Annotated in this window: 24 protein-coding genes; 12 read left to right on the forward strand and 12 right to left on the reverse strand. The window is 64.5% G+C overall.

Translation table 11 applies throughout. The features are described from left to right. Nucleotides 1–26: 26 nt before the first annotated feature. Both KEC45_RS14775 and KEC45_RS14780 read left to right on the forward strand, forming a co-directional pair. Nucleotides 27–1,346, forward strand: coding sequence for a S41 family peptidase (locus KEC45_RS14775; RefSeq protein ID WP_083435647.1), 1,320 nt, complete (start codon nt 27–29; stop codon nt 1,344–1,346). Next, nucleotides 1,330–1,809 (forward strand): MarR family winged helix-turn-helix transcriptional regulator, encoded by a 480-nt coding sequence (locus tag KEC45_RS14780; protein ID WP_062177330.1) that lies wholly within the window; start codon nt 1,330–1,332, stop codon nt 1,807–1,809. Before KEC45_RS14775 ends, KEC45_RS14780 begins: the two co-directional genes overlap by 17 nt. On the opposite strand, the gene KEC45_RS14785 is transcribed toward KEC45_RS14780, so the two are convergent. The 3 genes from KEC45_RS14785 to KEC45_RS14795 are packed head-to-tail and all read right to left on the reverse strand — an operon-like array spanning nt 1,810 to nt 3,928. Continuing rightward, nucleotides 1,810–2,292, reverse strand: a complete 483-nt coding sequence (locus tag KEC45_RS14785) for a GNAT family N-acetyltransferase (RefSeq protein ID WP_062177327.1) — start codon at nt 2,290–2,292, stop codon at nt 1,810–1,812. It abuts the gene before it with no gap. Further along, complete coding sequence (locus KEC45_RS14790; RefSeq protein WP_062177324.1) at nt 2,289–2,681, reverse strand: thioesterase family protein; 393 nt, start codon at nt 2,679–2,681, stop codon at nt 2,289–2,291. Before KEC45_RS14790 ends, KEC45_RS14785 begins: the two co-directional genes overlap by 4 nt. After that, nucleotides 2,678–3,928, reverse strand: a complete 1,251-nt coding sequence (locus tag KEC45_RS14795) for a threonine ammonia-lyase (protein WP_062177321.1) — start codon at nt 3,926–3,928, stop codon at nt 2,678–2,680. The genes KEC45_RS14790 and KEC45_RS14795 overlap by 4 nt, the downstream gene beginning before the upstream one ends. 58 nt (nt 3,929–3,986) lie before the next feature. On the opposite strand from KEC45_RS14795, the gene KEC45_RS14800 reads away from it, so the two are divergent. The 4 genes from KEC45_RS14800 to KEC45_RS14815 all read left to right on the forward strand — a co-directional run bounded on the left by KEC45_RS14800 (nt 3,987) and on the right by KEC45_RS14815 (nt 9,031). Next, the gene (locus KEC45_RS14800) at nt 3,987–4,865 is read left to right on the forward strand and encodes an NAD(P)-dependent oxidoreductase (protein ID WP_062183458.1); all 879 of its coding nucleotides are present in this window, start codon (nt 3,987–3,989) and stop codon (nt 4,863–4,865) included. Further along, complete coding sequence (locus tag KEC45_RS14805; RefSeq protein WP_083435646.1) at nt 4,862–6,523, forward strand: amidohydrolase; 1,662 nt, start codon at nt 4,862–4,864, stop codon at nt 6,521–6,523. Before KEC45_RS14800 ends, KEC45_RS14805 begins: the two co-directional genes overlap by 4 nt. Continuing rightward, nucleotides 6,513–7,784, forward strand: coding sequence for an FAD-dependent oxidoreductase (locus tag KEC45_RS14810; protein WP_062177319.1), 1,272 nt, complete (start codon nt 6,513–6,515; stop codon nt 7,782–7,784). The genes KEC45_RS14805 and KEC45_RS14810 overlap by 11 nt, the downstream gene beginning before the upstream one ends. A 98-nt stretch (nt 7,785–7,882) precedes the next feature. Continuing rightward, complete coding sequence (locus KEC45_RS14815; protein WP_062177317.1) at nt 7,883–9,031, forward strand: alpha-hydroxy acid oxidase; 1,149 nt, start codon at nt 7,883–7,885, stop codon at nt 9,029–9,031. A gap of 101 nt (nt 9,032–9,132) precedes the next feature. Here the strand turns inward: KEC45_RS14815 and creD are convergent, their stop codons facing one another. Further along, the gene (gene creD, locus KEC45_RS14820; protein WP_238586544.1) at nt 9,133–10,530 is read right to left on the reverse strand and encodes a cell envelope integrity protein CreD; all 1,398 of its coding nucleotides are present in this window, start codon (nt 10,528–10,530) and stop codon (nt 9,133–9,135) included. 225 nt (nt 10,531–10,755) lie between these two features. Further along, a complete protein-coding gene (locus KEC45_RS14825) occupies nt 10,756–11,505 on the reverse strand; it encodes a TorF family putative porin (protein ID WP_062177312.1) in 750 nt (249 codons plus the stop codon). A gap of 265 nt (nt 11,506–11,770) precedes the next feature. Here KEC45_RS14825 and ispG point away from each other — a divergent pair, with 265 nt between their 5' ends. Further along, the gene (gene ispG, locus KEC45_RS14830; RefSeq protein ID WP_062177309.1) at nt 11,771–12,922 is read left to right on the forward strand and encodes a flavodoxin-dependent (E)-4-hydroxy-3-methylbut-2-enyl-diphosphate synthase; all 1,152 of its coding nucleotides are present in this window, start codon (nt 11,771–11,773) and stop codon (nt 12,920–12,922) included. Nucleotides 12,923–12,943: 21 nt separating this feature from the next. Here the strand turns inward: ispG and KEC45_RS14835 are convergent, their stop codons facing one another. Then, nucleotides 12,944–13,840 (reverse strand): beta-1,6-N-acetylglucosaminyltransferase, encoded by an 897-nt coding sequence (locus KEC45_RS14835; RefSeq protein ID WP_062177306.1) that lies wholly within the window; start codon nt 13,838–13,840, stop codon nt 12,944–12,946. Nucleotides 13,841–14,109: 269 nt separating this feature from the next. Here KEC45_RS14835 and KEC45_RS14840 point away from each other — a divergent pair, with 269 nt between their 5' ends. Beyond that, nucleotides 14,110–14,589 (forward strand): GNAT family N-acetyltransferase, encoded by a 480-nt coding sequence (locus tag KEC45_RS14840; RefSeq protein WP_062177305.1) that lies wholly within the window; start codon nt 14,110–14,112, stop codon nt 14,587–14,589. Between the two features lie 96 nt (nt 14,590–14,685). Here the strand turns inward: KEC45_RS14840 and KEC45_RS14845 are convergent, their stop codons facing one another. The 4 genes from KEC45_RS14845 to KEC45_RS14860 form a co-directional block, all read right to left on the reverse strand. After that, complete coding sequence (locus KEC45_RS14845) at nt 14,686–15,804, reverse strand: S41 family peptidase (RefSeq protein WP_062177302.1); 1,119 nt, start codon at nt 15,802–15,804, stop codon at nt 14,686–14,688. A gap of 79 nt (nt 15,805–15,883) precedes the next feature. Next, nucleotides 15,884–16,081 carry a hypothetical protein gene (locus tag KEC45_RS14850; RefSeq protein WP_062177300.1) on the reverse strand — a complete coding sequence of 66 codons (198 nt, stop codon included), beginning with the start codon at nt 16,079–16,081 and terminating at the stop codon, nt 15,884–15,886. 13 nt (nt 16,082–16,094) lie between these two features. Beyond that, nucleotides 16,095–17,228, reverse strand: a complete 1,134-nt coding sequence (locus tag KEC45_RS14855) for an acyltransferase family protein (protein WP_062177297.1) — start codon at nt 17,226–17,228, stop codon at nt 16,095–16,097. A 108-nt stretch (nt 17,229–17,336) separates the two neighbouring features. Beyond that, on the reverse strand, nt 17,337–18,863 hold the full coding sequence (locus KEC45_RS14860; RefSeq protein ID WP_062177294.1) for an acyl-CoA carboxylase subunit beta: 1,527 nt from the start codon (nt 18,861–18,863) through the stop codon (nt 17,337–17,339). A gap of 58 nt (nt 18,864–18,921) precedes the next feature. On the opposite strand from KEC45_RS14860, the gene KEC45_RS14865 reads away from it, so the two are divergent. Then, on the forward strand, nt 18,922–19,413 hold the full coding sequence (locus tag KEC45_RS14865) for a thioredoxin family protein (protein WP_238586542.1): 492 nt from the start codon (nt 18,922–18,924) through the stop codon (nt 19,411–19,413). Between the two features lie 10 nt (nt 19,414–19,423). Next, entirely contained in the window at nt 19,424–20,203 is a 780-nt protein-coding gene (locus tag KEC45_RS14870) for an SDR family NAD(P)-dependent oxidoreductase (protein WP_062177288.1), read from the forward strand. A gap of 3 nt (nt 20,204–20,206) precedes the next feature. On the opposite strand, the gene KEC45_RS14875 is transcribed toward KEC45_RS14870, so the two are convergent. After that, nucleotides 20,207–20,770, reverse strand: a complete 564-nt coding sequence (locus KEC45_RS14875) for a VOC family protein (RefSeq protein WP_062177286.1) — start codon at nt 20,768–20,770, stop codon at nt 20,207–20,209. Nucleotides 20,771–20,856: 86 nt separating this feature from the next. Between KEC45_RS14875 and KEC45_RS14880 the strand changes: the two genes are divergently transcribed. Beyond that, nucleotides 20,857–21,759, forward strand: a complete 903-nt coding sequence (locus KEC45_RS14880; RefSeq protein ID WP_062177283.1) for a DMT family transporter — start codon at nt 20,857–20,859, stop codon at nt 21,757–21,759. A 105-nt stretch (nt 21,760–21,864) separates the two neighbouring features. Here KEC45_RS14880 and KEC45_RS14885 read toward each other — a convergent pair whose 3' ends face one another. Continuing rightward, entirely contained in the window at nt 21,865–22,797 is a 933-nt protein-coding gene (locus tag KEC45_RS14885) for an L-threonylcarbamoyladenylate synthase (protein WP_083435880.1), read from the reverse strand. Nucleotides 22,798–22,869: 72 nt separating this feature from the next. Between KEC45_RS14885 and KEC45_RS14890 the strand changes: the two genes are divergently transcribed. Beyond that, nucleotides 22,870–24,612, forward strand: a complete 1,743-nt coding sequence (locus tag KEC45_RS14890; RefSeq protein WP_062177281.1) for an acyl-CoA dehydrogenase — start codon at nt 22,870–22,872, stop codon at nt 24,610–24,612. The last annotated feature ends 34 nt before the right edge of the window (nt 24,613–24,646 follow it).

The following is a 24,646-nucleotide window of genomic DNA, read 5'->3' on the forward strand; positions in this document are numbered from 1 at the left end:
ATAAATCGCATCACGGCAGGACAACCATGAATATCCGTCACTTGTCTATAATTTTCGCTGCAACTGCCGCATCGGTTGGCTGCGCTGCCTCGGCGCAAGACGCACCTCTCACGGCGGTCGACAAGCGCGCCATAGTTGAACAACTCAGCCGGATGATCGAGGCGAACTATGCCTTCCCCGACAAAGCCAAGAGCATCGCCGCGGCGCTGCGTCACCACATTGACGCCGGCGATTATGACGCCGTGCCAGACCGGGGGGCGCTCGCGCACGAACTGACCGACGACCTGATCTCCGCCAGCAACGATCTGCATTTCTCGGTCGGTTTCGATCCGAAGTGGGTCGCCGATTATGCGGCGCGGCGGGATCCCGCGCGCGCCGCGGCGCTCCGCGAAAAGGACCGCCGCGACGAAGAGCGGCAAAATTTCGGCTTCGCCGGCCTCCGTTATCTGGACGGCAATATCGCCTATGTCGACCTGACGCATTTCGCGGACCCCGAACTCGGCTATGACGCGGCGGCCGCGGCGATGCGCTTTATCGAGAATGGCGACGCAGTGATTTACGACCTGCGCTACAATAATGGCGGTCATCTGGAGATGGCCCAGTTGCTCGCCAGCCAGCTCTTTCCGGGCGACAAGGATCAGGAGCTGTTCGACTATGAATATACGCTCGACGGCCGCCGGGTTGAGCGTGGCCAATGGGTCCTCCCCGCACTCCCAGCCAAGCGGCTGACCGGAAAGCCCGTCTATGTTCTCACCGGTTCGACCAGCTTTTCCGCCGCCGAATGGTTCGCCTACACGCTGAAGAAGCTGGGACGTGCAACGCTGGTCGGCGAACGCACCGCAGGCGGCGCGCATCCCGTCGACCGCAAGCCCGTTGGCACCGACTTTTTCGTGCAGGTGCCGATCGGCCAGATTCGTGACCCGATCGATCGCGGCGATTTCGAGGGTCAGGGCGTCACGCCCGACCATCAGCTCCCATCGGCCGACGCCCTTGCCTTGGCGCACCGCCTCGCACTTGCCGACCTTGCCAAGGCCGATCCGGCGAAACGGGCCGATGCCGACTGGCTCGCGCCCGAACTTGCGGCGCACCCGCAGCTATCCGGCCCTGCGCTCAAGGCGATAGCGGGACGCTACGAAGGACGGCGCGTCGACCTCGTCGGCGGCAAATTGCTCTACACTTGGCGTGAACGCTTCCGCCTGGCGCTCGAACCGCTTGCCGGCGATCTGCTGGCGATCGAGGGGGTGGACGACTTCCGCTTCCGTATTGTGCGCAAAGGCGGCAAGGTCACCGCGCTCGAACGTATCGACCGCGACGGAACTACCCAGACCTATGCCCGCCTCGACTGACATCTCGACTGATCTCGACGACATCTCTTTCCTCGGCCGGCTCAGCGAAGCGCTGAGCCAGCAGATCGAGGAACAGACGCGGCCGCTGTTCGACGCCGCCGGGATCACGGTGCCCGTCCGCTCCTGCTCCTTGCTCACAGCATTGAACAATGCCGGCGAAGCGACGGCGGCCGAGCTGGCGCGCGCACTCGGCCAGTCGCACCAGTTGGTGATGCAGAAATGTCCTGCATTGTTGCGTCTCGGCTTCATCACCCAGCACGCCGACCCTGCGGACGCGCGGCGCAAGATCTTCCGGATCACCGACGCGGGCCGCGACCAGCTCCACCGCATCGACGCCTATAGCGCCCGGATTACCGAGGTCTATCGCACGCTTTTCGAAGAGGTTGGCGATGTTCACAGCGCCATACTGAAAGCCTTGAACGCCCTAACCAAAAAGCCCCTGACCGAACGCTTCAGCGAATAGTCATAGGGACCGGAACATCACCAGCGCGTCGACGAACCCCTCTGCCGGATGCTCAAAGGCGGCGGGCAGGCGCCCGACCACTTCGAACCCCAGCGACTGCCACAGCCCGGCCGCGCGCACATTGGTACTGACGACGAAATTGAACTGCATCGCACGAAAGCCGCGCGCCTTTGCATGCTCGATCGAATGCAACCCCATCGCCCGCGCGATGCCGCGACCGGTTGCCCCCGCGCCGGTGACATAACCCGCGTTCGCGACATGCCCGCCGCCGCCCGTCTGGTTCGCGCGGAGATAATAGGTACCGAGGACGACGCCGCCATCCTCAGCGACGAACGCCTCCTTGTCGGCACCGAACCAATAGGCCAGCGCGTCATGCTCGGTCATGTCGCGATCCAGCGTCAGTGTCTCGCCCGCACGGATCACGGGCGCGATGATTCCCCAGATCGCCGCAGCATCGGATTCAATTGCCGGCCGAATGATCATCCGAGAAACGGCGCGACTATGTCATCGGTGACGCGCAGCGGCCGCCCGCTTGCCTTGTCGAGCAGCGCCCATACCGTCCGCGCCCGCACATGCACTTTCCCCTCGGCGCCCGTGAACTCCATGAAGCGATCGAACTTCGCGCCCTGCGGCTTGTCGGCGACCCACGTCCGCGCGGTCACCGTCTCACCGGGGCCGAGCGCGCGCAGATAGTCGATCTCGTGCCGCACCACGACCCAGATATACGCATCCTTGTGCGACTGCGGCGCTGCAGCGTCCCAATGCGCCGTCGCGACCTGTTGGATCCACTGGACCCAGACGGCATTGTTGACGTGGCCGAGTTCATCGATGCTCTCAGGCGTCGCCGTGAGTTCGAGCGTGAACTCCCTCATGCGAGTTCGACGGTGGTCACCATATAGCCCGCATCGCGGAGCGCCGCGACGAGGCTGTCGAGATGCTCACGGTCGCGCGCTTCACACTCGATGTCGGTGATCAGGCCCTTGGCGGGCAGCGTCGTGAAGATGCGCTGGTGATAGATTTCGATGATGTTGACCTGCTTCTCATCGAACAGCTTCATCACCTTGAACAAAGCGCCCGGACGATCCTGCAAGCGGATGCGCAGGCGCGCGATGCGGCCCGAGCGGGCGAGATCGCGCAGCAGCACGTTCGCGAGCAGTCGCGTATCGATATTGCCGCCGGTCAGCACCAGCCCGACCTTGCGTCCGGCGAACTCCTCGGGATGCGCGAGCATCGCAGCGAGCCCCGCTGCGCCCGCGCCTTCGACCACGGTCTTTTCGATCTGCAGCAGCAGGCTCACCGCGCGCTCCAGATGCCGCTCGGCGACAAGAACGATATCATCGTTGAGTTCGGAGACGAGCCGCCGCGTATAGCTGCCCGGCTCCTTCACCGCGATGCCTTCGGCCAGCGTGTCGCCCTCGCACGCCATGTCGACGCCGTTGAGTTCGGCATACATCGACGGATAAAGCTCGGCCTGCACGCCGATCAAACGCATGTCATTCTTGATCCCGCGCGCCGCGGTACCCATGCCCGCGAGCAACCCGCCGCCGCCGATCGGAACAATGAGGGTGTCCAGTTCGGGCACATCTTCGAGCATTTCGAGCGCCACTGTCCCCTGCCCAGCCGCAACGTGGGGATGGTCGAAGGGATGAACGAAAGTCAGTCCGCGCTCGACTTCAAGCAGCCTTGCATGCGCATAGGCGTCGTCAAAGGTCTCGCCATGGAGCACGATCGTCGCGCCATGGCTCGCAGTCTGCGAGACCTTCACCTGCGGGGTCGTGCTCGGCATGACGATCGTGACCGGCACGCCGAGGCGCTTGCCATGATAGGCGAGGCCTTGCGCATGATTGCCTGCCGACGCCGCGATCGCGCCGCGCGCCTTCGCTTCGTCGCTGAGGAGGAGCAGCGCGTTCAATGCGCCGCGTTCCTTGTAGGCGGCGGTGAACTGGAGATTCTCGAACTTCAGCCACACCTCGGCGCCGACCAGTTCGGACAGCGTCTGCGAATGCAGCGTCGGTGTCCGCACGACCGCGCCGTTAATTCGCCCGGCCGCCGCGCGCACATCGTCCAATGTGATCGCCGGAAGATCGGCGGCGGAGGTCAGCGTGAGTTGATCTGTCATAGCGGAAGCGCCCTAGCCTATCTGGCGCGCCGCGCAAACTATGCTTATGGACTCGGCCATGAGCGAACAAAAATTGCGCATCAGCTTCATCGGCACCGGCGTCATGGGCGGACCGATGGCGGGGCACCTCGTCAAGGCGGGGCACGCCCTCACCGTCTATAACCGCACGCGCGCCAAGGCCGACGCCTGGGTCGCGCAGCACGGCGGCACCGCGGCCGCGACGCCGGCTGAGGCGGCGCGCGATGCCGATGTCGTCCTGACCTGCGTCGGCAACGACGATGATCTGGCACAAGTCACGCTCGGCCGCGACGGCGCGTTCAAGGCGATGCGAAAGGGCGCGCTGTTCGTCGACCATACGACCGTCTCGGCGCGCATCGCCCGCCAGCTTTCGGTCGAAGCCGACGGGCTCGGTCTGCTATGCGTCGACGCCCCCGTTTCGGGCGGCGAAGCCGGGGCACAGAATGGCACGCTTTCGATCATGTGCGGCGGAACGAAGGAAGCCTTCTCGGCCGCCGAACCGGTGATGCAGGCCTATGCCGCGCGTATGGTCCATATCGGCGGCCCCGGCGCGGGGCAGACGACGAAGATGGTCAACCAGATCGCGATCGCCGGCGTGATCGAGGGGCTATCCGAAGCGCTTCGTTTCGCGCAGGCGTCGAAACTCGACACCGACAAGGTGTTCGAGGCAGTCTCGGGCGGCGCGGCGGCAAGCTGGCAGATGCTCAACCGCTGGGGCACAATGGCCAAGGATGAATTCGACTTCGGCTTTGCCGTCGACTGGATGCGCAAGGATCTGGGCCTCGCGCTCGACGAAGCGCGGGTCAACGGCGCAACCTTGCCGGTCGCCAGCCTGGTCGACCAATTTTACGCCGACGTCCAAAAAGCCGGCGGCGGGCGAAAGGATACGAGTTCGCTCGTGACGAGGTTGCCGAAGTGAAGCGCCTCCTTCTGACCGCGCTGGCCGTCACCCTCGCGGCGCCCGCGCACGCCGATACACTCGTCGATAATGTCAACGGCATCACGCTCGACAAGGACGGCAAGCTCGTCCGCTTTACCGGCCTCGTCATCGACACGCAGGGCAAGGTGAAGCAGTTGCTCGACCGCAAGGACAAGCGGCCCGAACGCCCCGATTTCAAGGAAGACGGCAAGGGCCGCACGCTCATTCCCGGCCTGATCGACGCGCATGGTCATGTCATGGGGCTGGGCTTCCAGCTCATGCTGCTCGACCTGTCGAACACGAACAGTCTCGCCGAAGCGCAGGCGGCGATCCGCAAATATGCCGCCGAAAATCCCGAAATGCCGTGGATCATCGGGTCGGGATGGAATCAGGAAAAATGGGGTCTCGGCCGCTTCCCGTCCGCGGCCGACCTCGACGCCGCGGTGCCGAACCGCCCCGTCTGGCTCGAACGCGTCGACGGCCACGCCGGCTGGGCGAATACAGCGGCGATGACGGCCGCAAAGATCACCCCGGCGAGCAAGTCGCCCGAGGGCGGCCGTATCGAAATCGAGGGCGGCAAGCCGAGCGGCGTTTTCATCGACGCCGCCATGAGCCTCGTGGACAGCGCCAAGCCCAAACCGCTCGCGCGCGACCTCGACCGTGCGCTGTACCTCGCGCAGCAGAAATTGCTCGAACAGGGCATCACGACGATCGCCGACATGGGCACCAGCATCGCCGACTGGCAGGCGTATCGCCGCGCGGGCGACAAGAAGCAGCTTTCGGTTCGGATTCTGAGCTATGGCGGTGACATCGACAATATGGCGATCATCGCCGGATCCGAACCTACGCCCTGGCTGTACGACGACCACCTCCGCATGGTCGGGGTGAAACTCTATCTCGACGGCGCGTTGGGTTCGCGCGGTGCGTGGTTGAAGGCGCCGTACAGCGATGCACCGGGACAGAAGGGCCTGCCGCTCCTCACCCCCGCACAGCTTCGCAACAAGATGGTGCGCGCGTCGATGGACAAGTTCCAGGTTGCGATCCATGCGATCGGCGACGCCGCGAATGCCGAGGCGCTCGCCGCCATCGGCGACCTCACCGCCGACCTTCCCGGCGAGCGCCGCTGGCGCATCGAACATGCGCAGATCATCGACCCCGTCGACATTCCTCGCTTCGCAGAGCTGAAAGTCATCGCGTCGATGCAGCCCGTCCACCAAACGAGCGACCGCGTGATGGCCGAGGCGCGCCTTGGCCCCGACCGCCTCAAGGGCGCCTATGCCTGGCGCAGCCTCGAAAAGGCGGGCGTCCGCCTCGCCTTCGGGTCCGACGTGCCCGTCGAAAGCGCCAATCCCTTCCCCGGCATCGCCGCCGCAATCTCGCGCACCGATGCCAAGGGCGAGCCGTTCGGTGGCTGGCGCCCCGAGGAAATCGTGACGCGCGAAACCGCGCTCGACGGCTTTACGCGCACCGCCGCCTTTGCCGGTTTCGCCGAGGACCGCATTGGCACGCTGATGCCCGGAATGCGCGCCGACTTCCTGCTTATCGACGCCGACCCGATGCTCGCCAGCCCCGACGAGATCCGTCGCATGACCCCGCTTGAAACCTGGATCGGCGGCTATCGTTATTACAAGAAAGAGGCTTCATCGGGTGGCCGATAACAGTCCCTCGCGTCGCGCGCTCCTGACTGGCCTTGCCGCGCTGCCCGTTGCGGCGGCGGCCTCCGCCGCGGCCGAAAGCAAGGAACGCAAGCCCAAGAAGCGAAAACCCGCCAAGCCGAGGGTCCAGCATGTCGATGTCGCGATCATCGGCGCTGGCGTGTTCGGCGCATGGACCGCATGGCATTTGCTGCGCGCGGGCAAGACGGTGCGGCTGTTCGACGCCTATGGCGCGGGCCACGCACGCGCATCGTCGGGGGGCGAAAGCCGCGTTATCCGCATGGGCTATGGCGCCGACACCATCTATTCGGAGATGGCGCGCGACTCGCTCAAATATTGGAAAGACCTCTCGGACAGCGCGAGCGCGCCGATCTTCCACAACACCGGTGTGCTCTGGTTCGCGCCGCAAGGGGACGCCTACACCGCGCAGTCGCTCGCCTGGCTGCAGGCGAACCGCGTCGGGCACGAACATGGCGACGTAAGCTGGCTCCAGAATAAATATCGCCAGATCCAATTCTATCAGGGCGAGACCGGGATTCTCGAAACCGAGGCCGGCGCGCTCATCGCCGCTCGCGGGGTGCAGGAGTTGATCGCCGACGCCCAGATCGAGGTCGAGCGCGTCGTCATGCCCGCGCCGCTCTTTTCGAAAAAGACGAAGCGCCACACGCTGCCCGACGGCGGCACTGCCGACCATCTCGTCTATGCCGCAGGCCCGTGGATCGCCGAACTTTTCCCGCAGCAGTTGATGAACAAGATCGTCGCGACGCGGCAGGAGGTCTATCATTTCGGCGCGCCGCAGGGCGATACGCGCTTTGCACCGCCCGAACTGCCGGTGTGGGCCGACTTCAACAACGGCCGCATCGTCTATGGCGTCCCCGATCTCGAAGGCACAGGGTTCAAGATCGCGATCGACGTCCATGGCCCGACGGTCGATCCCGACACCATGGAACGCCAGCTTTCGCCTGCGGGTATAGCCGAGGCACGCACCTATATGCAGCGTCGCTTCCCCGGCCTGGCGTCGGCGCCGCTGCTCGGCGGACGCGTCTGCCAATATGAGAATAGCTCTAACGGCGATTATCTGATCGATCGCTTTCCTGGGCAGGAGCATGTCTGGCTCGTCGGCGGCGGATCGGGCCACGGGTTCAAGAACGGCCCCGCGGTCGGCAAGCGCATCGCCGCGCATATCCTCGACGCCAGCCTCGCAATCGAACCGCGCTTCAGCTTCGCGACCAAGGGGACGGTGGCGGCGCGGACGGTTTTCTAGATTCGTCATTGCGAGCGTAGCGAAGCAATCCAGAGTTGCGCAAACCGCTCTGGATTGCTTCGCTACGCTCGCAATGACGGGATAAAAGCAGGGCACGCATGAAACTCACCGACTGTCACAATATCGACGACTTCCGCGCACTCGCAAAGCGGCGCCTGCCTTGGCCCGTGTTCGACTATATCGATGGCGCCGCCGATGACGAGGTCACGCGCCGCCGCAACCGCGCCGCTTTCGACGATTGCGACCTCATCCCGCGCGTCCTAGCCGGTGTCGAAAGCGTCGACATGCGAACGACGCTGTTCGGGCGCGAGATGGCGATGCCGCTTTTCCTGTCCCCGACCGCGCTCCAGCGCCTCTTCCACTGGCAGGGCGAGCGCGCCGTGCTCCGCGCCGCCGCGAACGCCGGCACCGTCGCAGGCATATCGAGCCTCGCGACGATCAGCCTTGCCGAGGCGGGCGCGCTCACCGACGGCCCCAAGCTTTTCCAGCTCTACGTCCACCACGACGAAGGCCTAAATCAGGCGATGCTCGACGCCGCGCGCGACGCGAAGTTCGACGCCGTCGCGCTCACGGTGGATACGATCGTCGGCGGCAATCGCGAACGCTGCCTGCGCTCCGGCTTCACCTCGCCACCGCGTTTCACCGCCGGCAACATGCTGAGCTACGCCGCCAAGCCGGGCTGGGGCCTCAACTATGTCCTCCGCGAAAAATTCAGCCTGCCCAATCTTGCGACGCACGTGTCGGAAGGATCCAGCGTCCCCAAATCGGTCGCCGAATATTTCACCTCGATGCTCGACCAAAGCCTCGATTGGAACCGCGCCGAGGCCATCCGCAAGAAATGGGACGGGCCCTTCTGCCTGAAGGGCATCGTCGCGGTCGAGGATGCGAAGCGCGCCGCGGAGATCGGCGCCACCGCAATCATGGTCTCCAACCACGGCGGCCGCCAGCTCGACGGCAGCATTTCGCCCTTCGATGCGCTCGCCGAGATCGTGGATGCGGTCGGCGATAAGGTCGAGGTGATCTGTGACGGCGGCATCACCCGCGGCACGCATGTGTTGAAAGCGCTATCGGTCGGGGCGAAGGCCTGTTCGGGCGGCCGCCTCTACCTCTATGCGCTGGCTGCCGCGGGCGAGGATGGCGTCACGCGTGCGATCGCCTTGCTCCGCGCCGAAATGGAGCGCGGAATGAAATTGATGGGGGCCAAGGCCCTGTCGGATCTCGGCCCCCAAAATCTGCGCTGGCGGTAGACGATATCGTCATTGCGAGGAGCGAAGCGACGAAGCAATCCAGCGAAGTGGAACCGCTCTGGATTGCTTCGCTTCGCTCGCAATGACGAAGTAAAGCGACGCTAAGCCGCCACTTCATCCTTCTTGCCGATCCCGCCCCAGTCGATGTTGCGCGTCATATACATCACCCCGGCGAGGGCAAAGAACATCAACACCGAACCGATGAGCAGCGAATAGGCTTCGAGATTGAGCAGCACATAGAGCAGCGCATAGAGCCCGATCAGCATCGCCGCGAGGAAGCGCGCGCGCTTCCAGCTCTTGAGCACCGCCGCGCTGTAAAAGGCCAGCAAGCCGATGATCGCCGCCGACGCCAGCATATAGGCGAAGGTGAACCCGATCACTTCGGCAAAGGCGAGCAGCAGCACGAAGAACAGCACCAGCGCGATGCCGGTCAGCAGATATTCTGCCGGCGCCACCCGTGCGCCCGCGATGATGTCGAACATCAAAAAGGCGACGAAGGTGAAACCGATGAACAGGAAGCCATATTTGATGCTGCGATCGACCTGGCTGTAAAGGTCGACGGGCTCGATCAGGCTGATCGCGACCGCCTTCGCCGTGCCCCCCGACGCCTCGCTGCCGCCGCCACCGCTGGCAGCCTCGACCGCCACCGGTTCCATATAGGCGTCGCGCGGGCCGTAACTGGTCGTGACCGGCGGCGACAAATCGCCCGTCAGCACCTGCGCCTGCCCTAACGCCAGGTTCGGGACAGCATAGGTCGCGGTAAAACCGCTGCTCTTCACATCGCGCTTCGCCGGAAGGAAATCGCCGCCGAAGCTCGGATTGGGCCAGCTCGACTTCACCGTCCAGCGCGTATCGACGCCGCGCGGAATCAGCTTGAAATCGCCCAGCCCGCGGACGCCGATCTTGTAATCGACCTTCATCGGCGCCGCCGCGCTCCAGTCGACGAAAGCGAAGGTTCCCGAATTGCCAGTGGAGAGCAGCCCCTTACCGGGCTGGAGCGCAAGCGGCGTGCCGTCGACTGTCAGGCTGTTGCCGTCTACCAGCCCGCGTGCATCACTGATGCCCAGCCGCACTTCGGCGCGGTCGAGCATCAATGCCTCGCGGCTGACGCCATAGCGCGCTATGTCGGCGGGCAGAACGAACTCGGCGCTCCCAGCGATCTGGCTTTCGTAAACAACGGTCTCGTATATCGCTTTCTTGCGCTTCTCGGGTTTGATGACGACGTCGGCCTTGTTCGTCTGCGGCGACAGATAGAGGTTACGGATCGTGTTGACGGTGCGCGTCACATCCTTGCCATTCTCCTGCACCGTCGTCGTTTCCGTGGCGCGATAGGGGATGACGATCACCGGTCCGGCGATCGTCTGTTGCCCGCCCCAGCCTTGGCCGATCGAGGCCTGGGCGGTTTCGGCTTGCTGCTGGCGATCCCAGAGCAGGCCGTAAATCATCAGGAGCGGGACCATCAGCGCCACCGCAATCAACACTGCGATGACCAGCTTCACGCCGGGACTTCGCTCTGACCGCGCGGGCGGTACGGGGGGAAGGGAAACACTCTGAGTCATGGGGGATAAACTCCGCTGCTTCAACTCGTCGATGAAATTGCACGGTTCGTCTACACGGTCAAGCGCGTTGCGATGAGGCGTCGCCCCCCTTCTTCGTGCACGAAAAAGGGGGCGGCCTCCCCCGAAGCCGCCCCCTTAGCGCGTGGTCGCTGACCCGCTAGGCTGTCAGAAAGAGACGCCCAGCGTAAAGACCACGGTTGGATCGTAAAGTGTGTCGACGGCCTTGACGCCCGTCTTTTTAACGTCGGTGTCAATATATTGGACCGTCAGGGTCGCGGGACCGGCGGCGTAGGAGGCGCCGACCGACCAATCGACATATTTGCCATCGGGCGAAACGAGGCCCAGCGATCCATCATTGTAACCGATGCCTGCGGTCAGCGTGATCGGCGTGTTGGGTACGCCAAAGCCGGCGCCAAGGTTCAGATAGATATTATCGGCATCGCCCAGCGAATCCTGCTTGGGCGCATAAGCCACCATGCCAGTGATCGAGAGGGGGCCGATGTCGTGCGACAGCTTGCCGATGCCCTCGAAATAATCGGTCGGCGCGCCGCCGTCTTCGCTACCCGGATAGGTATAATAAGTGACGCCAACGTCGACCGTCGTGCCGGATGCGATTTCGGTCGCGAACCCGCCATAGACGTCGAGTTCGAACTTGCCATAGGCCGGGCTGTCGGGAAGCGAGGAACCCCAGACGCCGGCATAAAAACCGCTTTCGTGGCTGACGGTCAGCGTCGGCTGCACTGCGACCTTTTCGTTCGACAGCGAAATTCCGCGGAAACGATAGTCGCTCGTCACGGCGATACCGCCCGAAAGCGAGAACGGACCGCTGGCTTCTTCTTCCTGGGCAAAGGCGGGCGTCGACATGGATGACGCGGCGAGCAGCATGCCGAAACACGCTTTGGTAAGAAACTTCATGGGTGATCCCCCTAACCAAAAAAACGGATCGTCCCGGCCTGCCGTACGCGTCCGCGCCTCTTCAATATGGGCGTGTGACGACGAACGCTTAAGAAGTTGCCGATTTTGCTGCGATGCACAAACAGAAATTGCTCAAAAGTTACAAATCGGTGTCAAACTGTGTCTTTCCAGCAACAATTCACCTTAACTACGGCGGGCTTTGCCAAGCCGATCCCGGACGGCTAAAGAGCGGCACACACACTTCCCTTCGTATCGAGCCCGCATCATGAGCGATCACAACCCCGGCCTGCGCCCCTGGCGCGACATTGCGCGGCGCGAATGCCGCCAGATCATGGTCGGCAATGTCCCCGTCGGCGGCGGCGCGCCGATCAGCGTGCAGACGATGACCAATACGCTGACCAGCGATCCGGTCGCGACGATCGACCAGATCCGTCGCTGCGAGGAAGCCGGCGCCGACCTGATCCGCGTCTCGTGCCCCGACACCGAATCGACCGCCGCACTTGGCAAGATCGTCCGCGCGTCACGCATCCCGATCATCGCCGACATCCATTTTCACTATAAGCGCGCACTCGAAGCCGCCGACGCTGGCGCGGCGTGCCTGCGCATCAACCCCGGCAATATCGGATCGTCCGAGCGCGTCGGCGAAGTCGTTCGCGCCGCCAAGGCGAACGGCTGCGCCATCCGCATCGGCGTCAACGCCGGCAGCCTCGAGAAAGACCTGCTCGAAAAATATGGCGAGCCCTGCCCCGAGGCGCTCGTCGAAAGCGCGCTCGACCACATCAAGCTGCTGCAGGATCACGACTTCCACGAGTATAAGGTCGCAGTGAAGGCCAGCGACGTGTTCCTCGCGGTCGCCGCTTATGCGCAGCTCGCCGACGCGGTCGACTGTCCGCTGCACCTCGGCATTACCGAGGCAGGCGGGCTGATCGGCGGCACGGTCAAGTCGGCGCTCGGCATCGGCAACCTGCTATGGGCCGGGATAGGCGACACGATCCGCGTCAGCCTTTCGGCCGAGCCCGAGGAAGAAGTGCGCGTTGGCTATGAAATACTGAAATCCTTGGGCCTGCGCACCCGCGGCGTCCGCGTCGTCTCCTGCCCAAGCTGCGCGCGACAGGGCTTCGACGTCATCCGCACCGTGCAGGCGCTTGAGGACGCACTCAGCCACATCAAGACCCCGATGTCGCTCTCGGTCCTCGGCTGCGTCGTCAACGGCCCCGGCGAGGCTCGCGAAACCGATATCGGCATCACCGGCGGTGGCAACGGCAAGCATATGGTCTTCCTGTCGGGCGTCACCGACCATCATGTCGAGGACGCCGACATGATCAGCCATATCGTAAAGCTCGTCGAAGCAAAGGCGGCCGAGATCGACGCGGGCAGTTCGGTCAGCATGGACACGCTGCACGGCAAGGCGGCGTAAGCCACCCTGCCGCGCGGGAATTCAGGCGACTTCAGGCGTCCGTTCGAGCGGCTTTGCGGCCGGATCGCCGGCATAGACGCTCGCCGCCGGTGTCTTCAAATGCGCTTCGAGTAGGTCGAAAATCACCGAGTCCTCCTCCGCATCGAACTTGCGTGCGAACAGGTCGGGACTCAGCGTCAGGCGCAGCGCATCGGAGGTGACGAAGGTTCGCGGGCGCAGCTTGATGTCGCCGTCGGGCACCCAGTCAATCGTGCGCAAGTCGTCATTCATCACTTCGCCCTGCGCGCGGCTGTTCATCATCAACGTCTGGAAAAATGCCTCATCGGGAATGAAGCTGCGGCGATAGAATGTCTTGAAGCGCTCGGCGCTCGGATGATGAACTGCGAAATGGCAAAAGCTCCGCGTCACGGCTTTCCACTGCGTCCCGATATAGGGCGTCGCGTCTTTCAGAAACGCGCGTGGCAGACGGGTACGAAACATACGACCCAGAGCCTCGACGAACATATGGCTGACGCGGTTCATCGTATCGGGCCGCGCCGCTCGCTGGTCGAGCGCGCGAATATATTGGCGCCGCGGATTGGCGCGCAGGAAAGCCCGTATATACGCCTGTGACTTCAGCGGGAAATCCTGTCCGCTGAGGTTGATATAATGGGTCCAGCTGCGATTCATTTTCAGCAGTTGCTTCATTCCTCGCAATTCGGCGTCAACAAGGCTGTAGCCGCCCCACAGCGCGTTTTTCGATTCGATGATCTCAACCCCCTGAAAGGGCTTCAGAAATGCGGCGATGTCGGCCGCGAACTCGGATCCCGATCCCTTGTCGACATGGACCACATAGCTGTTTCCGGGCGCATAGATCGCATGGAACATTCGTTTGAACTGTTCGGGGAAGCGGTGGAGGAGGATGAAATAGCCGATCATGAAGGCACACCTTTCGGATCGCCGCCCCGGGCTGTCAGCCCACCGGAAGCGCGATCATTTTCCTGTCCCGGAAAACCCAACCAAAGTCATTTTGATCGATAGGAGACAATGCCCGACAGCTGGCCCGCTGCGTTGCGACGCCGCTTGGTCCAATGGCATAGCATCCATATGGGGCCACGGGCGGCGATTGTAAGGGCAGGACCATTGCCCATCGGCATCCGTCGCCGCTAAGGGATCGCCACGCCCCGTCTCTTCGCAGGATAATCCGCGTGACCCTATCGATCCGCCCCGCCACCCCCGCCGACCTGCCATTGATCGCGCAGTTCATCCGCGACCTCGCCGAATATGAAAAGCTCGCGCATGAGGTGCGCTTCGACGAGGCGAAGCTTGGCGACAATCTTTTTGGTCCGCGCCCCTATGCCGAGGTCGTGATCGGCGAGATCGACGGCGCGGCGCAGGGCTTTGCGCTTTTCTTCCACAATTTCTCGACCTTCGAGGGGCGCCCGGGCATCTATCTTGAGGATCTGTTCGTGCGTCCCGAAGCGCGCGGATCGGGGCTCGGCAAGGCGCTGCTCGCGCATCTTGCGAAGCTCTGCGTCGAGCGCGACTGCGCGCGGCTCGAATGGTGGGTGCTCGACTGGAACACGCCGTCGATCGGCTTCTACCAGAGCCTCGGCGCAAAGCTGATGGACGAATGGACGGTGATGCGGGTGGACGGTGAAGCGCTGACCAGCCTCGCCGCTTCCTAAACTTTCGTCACCCCGGACTTGATCCGGGGTCCAAGCCGCACCGGCGGGATGGATGCCGGATCAAGTCCGGCATGACGAGAGTGGAATATCGCGTGCCTAGCCCGCGGGCTTCATCCCGCGCGGCTTCCGCCGCTCCATCGGCCAACTTGGCATATGCGCATCGGACAGCGTCTTCGCCTCCGCCGGCGCGACGCCAAGCTCGGTCAACGCGCGCACCAGCGCATCCGCGGGCGCTACTGCGATGTCGGGCAAAACGCCCTCGCCTTCCCAATCCTTGCCCGTCACCGGATCATAGGTGCGCCCGACCGGGATGAAGGCACTATAGCCGCCGCCCAGATCCTCACCGCGCCCGAAATGATTGGCCCCCGCGGTGGGTGCACCGACCAGCGTGCCGCGTCCCGTATGCTTCATCGCGAGCGCGAAATGCTCGGCCGCCGAGGCGCTCGCCCCCGATGTCAGAACATAGACTTTGGCATCGCGCAGCCGTTTGTCGGCATTCGGCGTCGCCCAATGCTCGCGCGCGACCATATCCGCATCGCCCTTCGCCATCCGCATCGACGGCACCCCGGCGATCGGCGAGCCGCCCTCCGCGTCGACCGACGCGCGCGTCGCCATCGTCACCAGCCGCGTTTCCTTGCCGAAAAGCCAGGGAAAGATGACGTCCATCTGGTCCAGCCCGCCGCCGTTATGCGTGCGGATGTCAAAGATGATCGCCTTCGCATCGGCATGATCAGCCATGAATTTCGCCGCCTGCGCGGTAACTGCCTCGTCCTGCGGAAACATGTTGAAGCGAATGAAGGCAATCCCCGGTGCGATCCAGCCTGCCTGCTCGACAGGCACCTTGGGCGGGCGGCGCACCGGCGCGGCGCTGCCGGGTGCCGGGGCCGCCGCGGTCGCTGCCGCTTCAGGAACGCGCAGGCGCAAATGGCCATCCGGCGATACCGCATGGACATCGCCGTCGATCGCGGCGCCCAGCGCTTCGCCGTTTAGCGCCTTATAGCGGCCTGCGGCGATACCGGCGCGGATCGCATCGGCGTAGCGCTTGCCCGTCTCGGGATAGACATAGTCACGTTCGAGCAGCGCTGCATAAGCCTCTGCGATCGTATCGGCGGCGACCTCATCGGCCGCCATCGCCGGCGGCGGGGCAAGGACGGGCCCGACCGCCATCCCGGCGGCGAGCAAAAGCGCGGGCAATATACGCGACGAACGAATCATTCCTGTCTCCAATCCAACCCCGGCCGGATCGTAGTGTATCATAAGAGCAATACAGATCAACTACATTTGTAGTCGATAGTCAGCGCTTGCGCGCGAACCATAGCATGATTGCACCAACGACCGCGAGGATGGCACCATTTCGCGTCCATGTCGTATCACCGAGCATGAAGCTGCTCGCCGGCCAGCGGATGATATCGAGGCCCTGCAACACCCACAGCCCGCCGACAAGGATCGCCGCGATGCCGATGATCCCCAAGATGCTTTTCAAAGCCGCCATGCCCGGTCTCCCCCTATTTGCGCTGCAATCCGATCAGCGGCCGCAGCCAGCCGATGCTGCGCCCGATCAGGTAGAAAAGCCAGCACCCGGTCACCGTCGCCGCGACGAGGATCAGGAAGGAGGGAAGAGCAGCTACGTGCGCCCCCAGCAGATACCAGCCGACCACGACGATGATCGTCTGGTGAATGATATAAAAGGGGAACACCGCCTCGGCGAGCATCGCACGCCGCGGATGGTCGCGGTTCCAGTAACGGTCTGCAATCCCGACCAGCGCGACGATCGTCATCCAGCCCTGCACCTGATGCGCGATGTCGAAGGGCAACCGCCCCCATTCGGGCGGCTGCGACCCACTCAGCCACAGATACATGATCCCCGCCACCACTGCGAAAGCCGCAACCGCAACGCCCAGCGAAAACCGCCACCAGCGCGCGACCACCTCGAACAGCGCGGGCCGCACGCGAAGCAGCCAACCGACGAAGAAGGGCATCAGATAATGGAGATGCGACGGCCCGTCGTCGAACAGTGCATGCGTTTCGTCATGATCGGGAAAGAGCGCGAGCAGCAGCAGCCACCATGCGAGCGGCAGCACCAGCAGCCCCCAGCCGCCGAGCCACCGCACCGCGCCATCGGCGACCTTCGCGCGCGCGGCCACCGGCACCCACGCCAGAACCGCCGCGGCGAGTAGGGTATAGACCCAGAGATACACAACGAACCATAGATGCTGCCACGTCGGCAGGACGATGCCATCGAGCGTCCCGAAATGGAAATAATCGCTGGTCCAGAAGGCGCCGAGACTCTTCGCATAACCATGCTGCGTCACCAGCTCGATCCACGGTTGCGGCGGGATGACGACCAGGACGCCGAAGAGCAGCGGGATCAGCAGCCGGGCGCTGCGCGACCGCACGAACGCCCCGCTGCCACCGAGCTTCGCGAAGAGCGCCGCGCTCGCATAACCCGATACGAGGAACAGCAACGGCAGCCGCCAGCTATTCGTCGCGAGCATCGGCACCTGCACCCAGTCGAGCGGCTGCGCGATCTTCACGTGCCAGCCCCACGGCACGAAATACATGCCAATATGATAGAGGATCAGCAGGGCAAACGCCGCGATCCGCAGCCAGTCCATGCCGTAATGGCGCACGCCGGTCATTCCATATCCCCCCACCGTCATTGCGAGGGCCGGAGGCCCGCGGCAATCCAGAGCGTATAGTGAACCGCTCTGGATTGCGTCGCTTCGCTAGCGATGACGAGCCTTATTCTACGAACGACTGTTCAGCACCCGCCAGGCCAGCTCGGCAAACTCGCAAAGCAACGGCCGCGTATCGCGCGGGTCGATAATATCCTCGACCCCGAATTTCTCCGCCGTCCGGAACGGGCTTCGCACGCGGTTCAATCGCTCGCGGATCGCCTCCAGATGCGCCGCGGGATCTTCCGCGGCCTCAAGCTCGCTCTTGTATGCGACCTCGACCCCGCCCTCGATCGGCAGGCTGCCCCAGTCGCCCGACGGCCAGGCAAAGCGATATTGGAAACGCTCGGCGTTCGACATCGCACTCCCTGCAATCCCATAGGCGCGGCGCACCACGACCGACGCTAGCGGCACCGTCGCGCGGTAAATCGCGTTCATCGCCTGCACGCCATAGCGGATCGTTCCCGTCCGCTCGGCTTCGCCACCGATCATGAAGCCCGGATTGTCGACAAGGTGGACGATCGGCAGCCGGAACTGGTCCGCCATCTTGACGAAGCGCTCGGCCTTCTCGCTCGTCTTCGCGTCCCACGATCCGCCAAGATAGGACGGATCGCTCGCAAGCACGGCGACCGGATATCCGTCGAGCCGTGCGAATGCGGTGATCACCGCGCGTCCCCAGCGCGCGCCCATCTCGAAAAAGCTGCCTTGATCGAACACCGCATTCGCGATGCGCCGCATCGAATAGACCTGCTTCGCCTCGCGCGGCACGACCGCCAGCAGCGACTCCTCGCGCCGGTCGACCGGATCGCTGCACGCGGTCCGCAAAGCCCGATCGTGGATCGACGAAGGCAGGTAGGACAAAAACCGCCGCGCCGCCGCGAACGCCTCGACCTCCGACGCCACCTCATCATCGACCACGCCGTTGCGCGTATGGACGTCGACGCCGCCCAGTTCCTCTCGGTCCAGCGTATCGCCGATCGCCGCCGCAACCGCCGGCCCCGCCGCGAACAACTGCGACAGTCCGCGCACCATGACGCTGTAATGGCTCGCGACGACGCGCGCGGCGCCCAGCCCTGCGGTCGGCCCGAGCGCAAGCGCCACCACCGGAACCGTGTCGAGGTTGGCGATAATCTCGTCCCAGCCGGGCACGTGCGGGATATAGGTATAGCCCATGTCTTCCAGCGTCTTTACCGAGCCGCCACCGCCCGTGCCGTCGATCATGCGGATCAGCGGCAGGCGATATTCATGCGCCATCGCCTCGCACTGGACGAACTTCCTGTGCAGCGCCGCGTCGGCCGCGCCGCCGCGCACGGTAAAATCGTCAGCACTGGCGACCACCGGCCGGCCGTCGATATTCGCGCGTCCGAAAATGAAATTGCTCGCGGCTAGGTCTTCCAACTCGCCATCGGCGCCATAGCGCCCGCGCCCCGCGATCTTGCCGATCTCGCGAAAGCTGCCTGCATCGACGATCCCCGCGAGCCGCGCCCGCGCGTCCATCTTGCCGCGCCCGTGCTGCCGCGCGACCTTTTCCTCGCCGCCCATCTTCTCGGCCATCGCGCGGCGTTGACCCAGCTCGTCGATCTCTTTTTTCCAGCTCATGGCAGAAAGCTATCTTACGTTGACGGAAACGTCATGCAAAACCTATCGTCGTGCCATGATGCGCAAATTTGCCCTCGCCGTGGCCGCTACCATGCTCCCGCTTGCGCCCGTTTCGGCGTCCGAAACGCGTAGCATTCCTGGCGTCGTCGATCCCTACAAGACCGATGCCTTCAACCCCGACGCCGATCCGATCGCGCAGATCGATGCCGCGCTCGCCGAGGCTCGTAACACCGGCAAGCGCGTGCTGCTCGTCATGGGTACGAACGGTTGCCACGACAGCGCCTGGCTTGCGAACCTGCTTGCGACCGACCGCTTCGCCCCCGTGCGCGACCGATATCAGATCGTCTATGCCGACATCGGCATGCCGCATATTCGCGGCCTCGGACGCAACCCCGATGTGCCCGCGCGTTTCGACTTCAAGATCAAGGGCACCCCCACGGTCGCTGTGCTCGACGCCAATGGCCATGTGCTCAACCGCAAGGCCGCGCCCAAATGGCGTAACGCCGCGAGCCGCAGCGACGACGACATTTATAATGAACTGATGGGTTAGGGAGAGAGACATGGCCGAGATGAACCTTACGGGGCGCGTCGCGCTCGTCACCGGCGCCTCGCGCGGCATTGGCCGGGGCATCGCGACTGGGCTGGCGGAGGCGGGTGCCGACGTCGCGGTCAACTATACGCGCGGCCAGGAAGCCGCCGCCGAAACCGTCGCCGCGATCGAAGCGCTCGGCCGCAAGGCGAAAGCTTACCAGGCCTCCGTTACCGACGAAGCGGCGTGCGCCGCGATGGTTGCCGCCGTCGAGGCCGATTTCGGCCCGATTTCGATCCTCGTCAACAACGCCGGCGTCGCGAGCCGCGGGCTGTCCGTGGCCGATACCAGCCCCGAAGAAGTCGACAAACTCTTCGCCGTCCACGCCGCCGGCCCGCACCGCCTGTCGCGCCTCGCGCTGCCGCAGCTACGCAGCCACGCGCGCAGCGACATCATCGTCATCTCCAGCATCGCGACCTACACCCACTCGCCCAACGGCGCGCCGTACACGATGGCCAAGGCGGCGGGCGAGGCGATGGCCTATGCGCTCGCAAAGGAAGAGCTTGCGAACGGTGTCCGCGTCAACATCGTCGCCCCCGCGCTTACCGTCAGCGACATGGGCGAGAAGCTTTCCCGCGCGATCACCGGCAACGAGGATATCCATCACCTCGACACCAAAATGCCATTCGGCCGCGTCGCCGTTCCCGCCGACGTCGCCGCCGCAGTCGTCTGGTTCGTCAGCGACGCCAACTCTTATTGTTCGGGCCAAAAACTCAACATCGACGGCGCCGGACAGGCAACCTTCCGCTAACCCTCAAGCCATCCCATGCTCGGCGGGAATCCCCGACGGCGGGCCGACGGGCATAACCATTAACTCCGCCTCGCTCGCGCCCGCTTCATATCGCGCCAGCAATTCGTCGGGATCATATTCGATCCCGATCGGATTGCCGCCGAATGCCTCGCTTTTCATATAGGCAACCGCGTCGGCAACGGTCCCGTGGTCGACCTGGAACTCCATCCGGTTGCCGTCGGGATCGGCATAGTAGAGCGATAGCGTCGTCCCGTGATGGATCGGCCAATAAGGCTTGATCCCGTCGACCTTCAGCCGCTTGTAAACGTCCATCAAGTCGCCCGCACTCGCAAAGGTATAGGCGACATGATTGACGCCGACGTCGCCACGCCCGCCGTCGCCGCCGGGCTTCAAGAGGTCGAGGTTGGCGAAGGCGAAGCGGTGATGCTCGTCATCATAAGTCAGGAAAGCGAGCGCCGGGTCCTGATGCACGACATCGGCCTCGAACACCTTTTGGTACCATGCGATCATCTCGTCATAGCGCCGCGTCATATAGACGACATGCGCGAACTTGCTCGGTTTCGTCATGGCCCCACTCCATCCAACGACCCGCCGCGATGCTGCGCCGCTTCGTTTCATTGTGCAAGTCCGAACCCCTCCGCTAGAGGCGGGCCATGCGCCCCGATTCGCCCTCGCCCGTCATCCCCTTTCTGATCGCTTGCGCGGGGATCGCGACCTTTTCGGCGATGGACGTGCTGATGAAGGGGCTGTCGATCGACATCGGCGCGTATAACGCCGTGCTGTGGCGCACCGGCACAGGCACAATTTTGGCCGGCCTCCTCTATTTCGCGAGCCGGCCAAAATGGCCCGACAAGGCGACGATGCAGATCCATGCCTGGCGCTCGCTCTTCGTCGCCGGGATGGCGCTCAGCTTTTTCTGGGCGCTCGCGCGGCTGCCGATGGCCGAGGCGATCGCGCTCGCTTTCGTCGCCCCGCTGATGGCGCTCTATATGGCCGCGATCTTCCTGGGCGAGAAGATCGGCCCGCGCTCGATCGCCGCCTCGATCCTCGGACTGTGCGGTGTGATCGTCATCGTCGCGGGGAAGCTCGGCGGCAGCGACTATAGCGACGAGGCGCTGCTGGCGGTCGGCGCGGTGTTCCTCTCGGCGATCTTCTACGCCTACAACCTCATCCTCGCGCGGCGACAGGCCAAAATGGCCGAGCCGATGGAAATCGCCTTTTTCCAGAATTTCTTCGTCGCCGCGATCCTTGCGCTCGGCGCGCCGTGGTTCCTTGCGGTTCCAGCCGCGAGCCACGCGCCACATATCCTGGGCGCCGCGATCCTCGCGACGACCTCATTGCTGCTGCTGAGCTGGGCCTATGCCCGCGCCGAAACGCAGATTCTCGCGACCACCGAATATACCGGCTTCCTGTGGGCGATGCTGTTCGGCTGGTTCTTCTTCGACGAAGCGGTGACGCTGCCCACCTTCGCCGGCGCGCTGCTGATCGTCGCCGCCTGCCTGATCGTCGCGCGCAAGGCCCCGCACGGCGACCCGATCGAACCCGCAGCGGCGTAACCAGCAAGCCTCCCTATCTCCGTTCGTGTCGAGCGAAGTCGAGACACCCATCGTGCGAGCAGGACCGAGGGGCATCTCGACTTCGCTCGATGCGAACGGACATTTTCAGACCGCCGCCCGGCTCAACCGGTCGTTGATCGCCGCGCCCAGCCCCTCGGCCGGGATCGCCGCCACCGCGATCTTTGCCTTCGCGCTCGCCGCCCCCGCATGCAACGCATCGAAAAGCCGCGCCGCCGCCTCGGTCAGATCGCCGCTTGCGCTCAGGTCATAGTCGCCCGCGACCGCCCCGAACCCGATCCCAAACTCGTCGCCCGCAAATTCGCGCGCGCCCAGCCGCACCGGCTTGCCCGGCGCATAATGGCTCGCGAGCATCCCCGGCGCGACGATCTCCGTTCCCTTGACTCCCGTTACCGACATCCCGCTCGCCGCAGACAACATGTCGGCGGTCACCGGCCCCGGGCGCAACACTTCGACGGCACCATTCTTCACCCTCGCGATCGTCGATTCCACGCCCGCCGTCGTCGCTCCGTCATCGATCACCAGCGCGATCCGCCCATCGAGGCTCGCCAACACATGCTCAGCTTTGGTGGGGCTCACGCGTCCGCTCGCATTCGCGCTCGGCGCAGCAAGCGGTGCCCCCGTCTCCGCCAGCAAGGCCTGCATCGCGCGGTGCCCCGGCACGCGCAGCGCAATCGTATCGAGCCCCGCCGTCGCGATGCTCGCCACCGGGCAATCGGCGGCCCGCGGCACGACAATCGTCAGCGGCCCAGGCCAGAAACGCGCCGCCAGCGCCCGCTCGACCGCGCCGAACACGCCCAGCCGCTCGGCGGCAGCCAAGTCCGGCACATGCACGATCAACGGGTTGAAATCGGGCCGCCCCTTCGCGGCATAAATCCGCGCGACCGCGTCTGCGTTGCGCGCGTCGGCGGCGAGGCCGTAAACCGTCTCGGTCGGGACCGCGACCGGCTGCCCCTCCCCGATCAGCCCCCCGGCGCGCGCCATTGCCTCCGGCCCGAACGGGCGGATATCGGTCCTCATGCGCGTTTGACCATCAGCCATGCCGCGCTATAGCGCCCGCGCAACGATATTCACCAGGAAAGTCGGCTCTTCATGTCTTACACGCCGCCCACCACCGAACAGCTTTTCGTTCTCAACCATATCGCGCGTGTCGACGCGATGGCCGCGCACGACAAATTCGCCGCCGCGACCCCCGACATGGTGGAGGCGATCGTTACCGGCATCGGCGAGTTCGCCGCAGAGGTCTACGCCCCGCTCAACCGCGTCGGCGACACCACCAATCCCAAGTGGCAGGACGGCAGAGTCACCATGCCCCCGGGCTTCAAGGACGCCTATAAGCAGTTCGTCGAGGCGGGCTGGGGCAGCATCGACGGCCCCGGCGAATATGGCGGACAGGATCTGCCTTTCACGCTCGCGACGGTGGTGATCGAGGCACTCGGCAGCGCGAACATGGGCTTTTCGCTGTGCAGCATCCTGACCCCCGGCGCGATCCACGCGCTGATGGCCTATGGCACCGAGGAACAGCGCCAGACCTGGCTGCCGAAGTTGATCACCGGCGAGTGGAACGGCACGATGAACCTGACGGAGCCTGCCGCGGGCAGCGACGTCGGCGCGCTGCGCTCGACCGCCGAAAAGGTCACCGAGGGCGAGCATGCCGGCCTCTACAAGATCAAGGGCCAGAAGATATTCATCACCTTCGGCGAGCATGACCTCACCGACAATATCGTCCACCTCGTCCTTGCGCGCACCCCCGGCGCGCCCGAGGGAACGCGCGGCATTTCGCTTTTCCTCGTCCCCAAATATCGCCTCGATGCCGACGGCAAGCCCGCGCATTCGAACGGCGTCCAGTGCGCGTCGATCGAGCATAAGCTCGGCATCCATGGCTCGCCGACCGCCGTCATGGTCTATGGCGAGGACGAAGACTGCCTCGGCGAGATCGTCGGCGACGAAATGGGCGGCATGCGCGCGATGTTCGTCATGATGAACAACGCCCGCCTGATGATCGGTTGTCAGGGCATCCAGATCGGCGAGCGCGCGACGCAGCAGGCGCAGCGCTTCGCCGCCGAGCGCGTCCAGTCGTCGCTCGCGGGCTCGCCCGACCGCACCCCCGTCACGATCGACCAGCATCCCGACGTCCGCCGCATGTTGTGGCGGATGCGCGCCCAGACAGAGGCAGCGCGCGCACTCACCTATTACGCGGCAGCCCAGATCGATTTCGGCAAGCTCGGCGACGAAGCCGCCGCGATGCGCGCCGACGTGCTGATCCCGCTGGTAAAGGCGCATGCGACCGACATCGGCTGCGAGGTCGCCAGCCTTGGCGTGCAGGTCCATGGCGGCATGGGCTTCATCGAGGAAACCGGCGCCGCGCAGCATTATCGCGACGCGCGCATCGCCCCGATCTATGAAGGCACCAACGGCATTCAGGCCGCCGATCTCGTCGGACGCAAGCTCGGCATGGCGGGCGGCGATCTCGTCCGCGGCCTGATCGACGATATCGCAGCGGGTGCGGCCGATTTCCCCGAATTGCAGCAGTTGGTCGATGCCTGCCGCGCGGTCACCGACTGGATGATCGGGGCCAACACCGGCGACCGGCTTGCCGGCAGCTATCCCTATCTCACCATGCTCGCCACGGCGACCTGCGGCTGGCTGATGGCGATCCAGCACAAGGCGGCGCGCGCGGCACTCGATGAGGGCAGCGGCGACCGCGCCTTCCTTGAAGGCAAGATCGCCTCGACACGCTTTTACCTGCAACAGATCGTCCCCACGGCAACGGGTCTTGCGGCCTCGGCGCTGGCCGGCGACGCCGCGCTCGAACCGCTGCCGGCGATCGCCTGAAACCTCTGGAATCCTGCGCCTCGCGCCCCGGCTC

Origin of the sequence: Sphingopyxis sp. USTB-05, from assembly GCF_023822045.1 — a bacterium.
Lineage (GTDB): Bacteria > Pseudomonadota > Alphaproteobacteria > Sphingomonadales > Sphingomonadaceae > Sphingopyxis.

Bases quoted from the DNA above. Each gene is read 5' to 3' on its own strand.
- KEC45_RS14800 (WP_062183458.1), top strand. From the start codon at position 3,987: ATGAGCGAACAAAAATTGCGCATCAGCTTCATCGGCACCGGCGTCATG.
- KEC45_RS14835 (WP_062177306.1), bottom strand. From the start codon at position 13,840: ATGATCGGCTATTTCATCCTCCTCCACCGCTTCCCCGAACAGTTCAAA.
- KEC45_RS14780 (WP_062177330.1), top strand. From the start codon at position 1,330: ATGCCCGCCTCGACTGACATCTCGACTGATCTCGACGACATCTCTTTC.
- KEC45_RS14885 (WP_083435880.1), bottom strand. From the start codon at position 22,797: ATGAGGACCGATATCCGCCCGTTCGGGCCGGAGGCAATGGCGCGCGCC.
- KEC45_RS14845 (WP_062177302.1), bottom strand. From the start codon at position 15,804: ATGATTCGTTCGTCGCGTATATTGCCCGCGCTTTTGCTCGCCGCCGGG.
- KEC45_RS14785 (WP_062177327.1), bottom strand. From the start codon at position 2,292: ATGATCATTCGGCCGGCAATTGAATCCGATGCTGCGGCGATCTGGGGA.
- KEC45_RS14865 (WP_238586542.1), top strand. From the start codon at position 18,922: ATGCGCAAATTTGCCCTCGCCGTGGCCGCTACCATGCTCCCGCTTGCG.
- KEC45_RS14855 (WP_062177297.1), bottom strand. From the start codon at position 17,228: ATGACCGGCGTGCGCCATTACGGCATGGACTGGCTGCGGATCGCGGCG.
- KEC45_RS14890 (WP_062177281.1), top strand. From the start codon at position 22,870: ATGTCTTACACGCCGCCCACCACCGAACAGCTTTTCGTTCTCAACCAT.
- KEC45_RS14860 (WP_062177294.1), bottom strand. From the start codon at position 18,863: ATGAGCTGGAAAAAAGAGATCGACGAGCTGGGTCAACGCCGCGCGATG.
- KEC45_RS14880 (WP_062177283.1), top strand. From the start codon at position 20,857: ATGCGCCCCGATTCGCCCTCGCCCGTCATCCCCTTTCTGATCGCTTGC.
- KEC45_RS14815 (WP_062177317.1), top strand. From the start codon at position 7,883: ATGAAACTCACCGACTGTCACAATATCGACGACTTCCGCGCACTCGCA.
- KEC45_RS14775 (WP_083435647.1), top strand. From the start codon at position 27: ATGAATATCCGTCACTTGTCTATAATTTTCGCTGCAACTGCCGCATCG.
- KEC45_RS14790 (WP_062177324.1), bottom strand. From the start codon at position 2,681: ATGAGGGAGTTCACGCTCGAACTCACGGCGACGCCTGAGAGCATCGAT.
- KEC45_RS14870 (WP_062177288.1), top strand. From the start codon at position 19,424: ATGGCCGAGATGAACCTTACGGGGCGCGTCGCGCTCGTCACCGGCGCC.
- KEC45_RS14875 (WP_062177286.1), bottom strand. From the start codon at position 20,770: ATGACGAAACCGAGCAAGTTCGCGCATGTCGTCTATATGACGCGGCGC.
- KEC45_RS14850 (WP_062177300.1), bottom strand. From the start codon at position 16,081: ATGGCGGCTTTGAAAAGCATCTTGGGGATCATCGGCATCGCGGCGATC.
- ispG (WP_062177309.1), top strand. From the start codon at position 11,771: ATGAGCGATCACAACCCCGGCCTGCGCCCCTGGCGCGACATTGCGCGG.
- KEC45_RS14825 (WP_062177312.1), bottom strand. From the start codon at position 11,505: ATGAAGTTTCTTACCAAAGCGTGTTTCGGCATGCTGCTCGCCGCGTCA.
- KEC45_RS14795 (WP_062177321.1), bottom strand. From the start codon at position 3,928: ATGACAGATCAACTCACGCTGACCTCCGCCGCCGATCTTCCGGCGATC.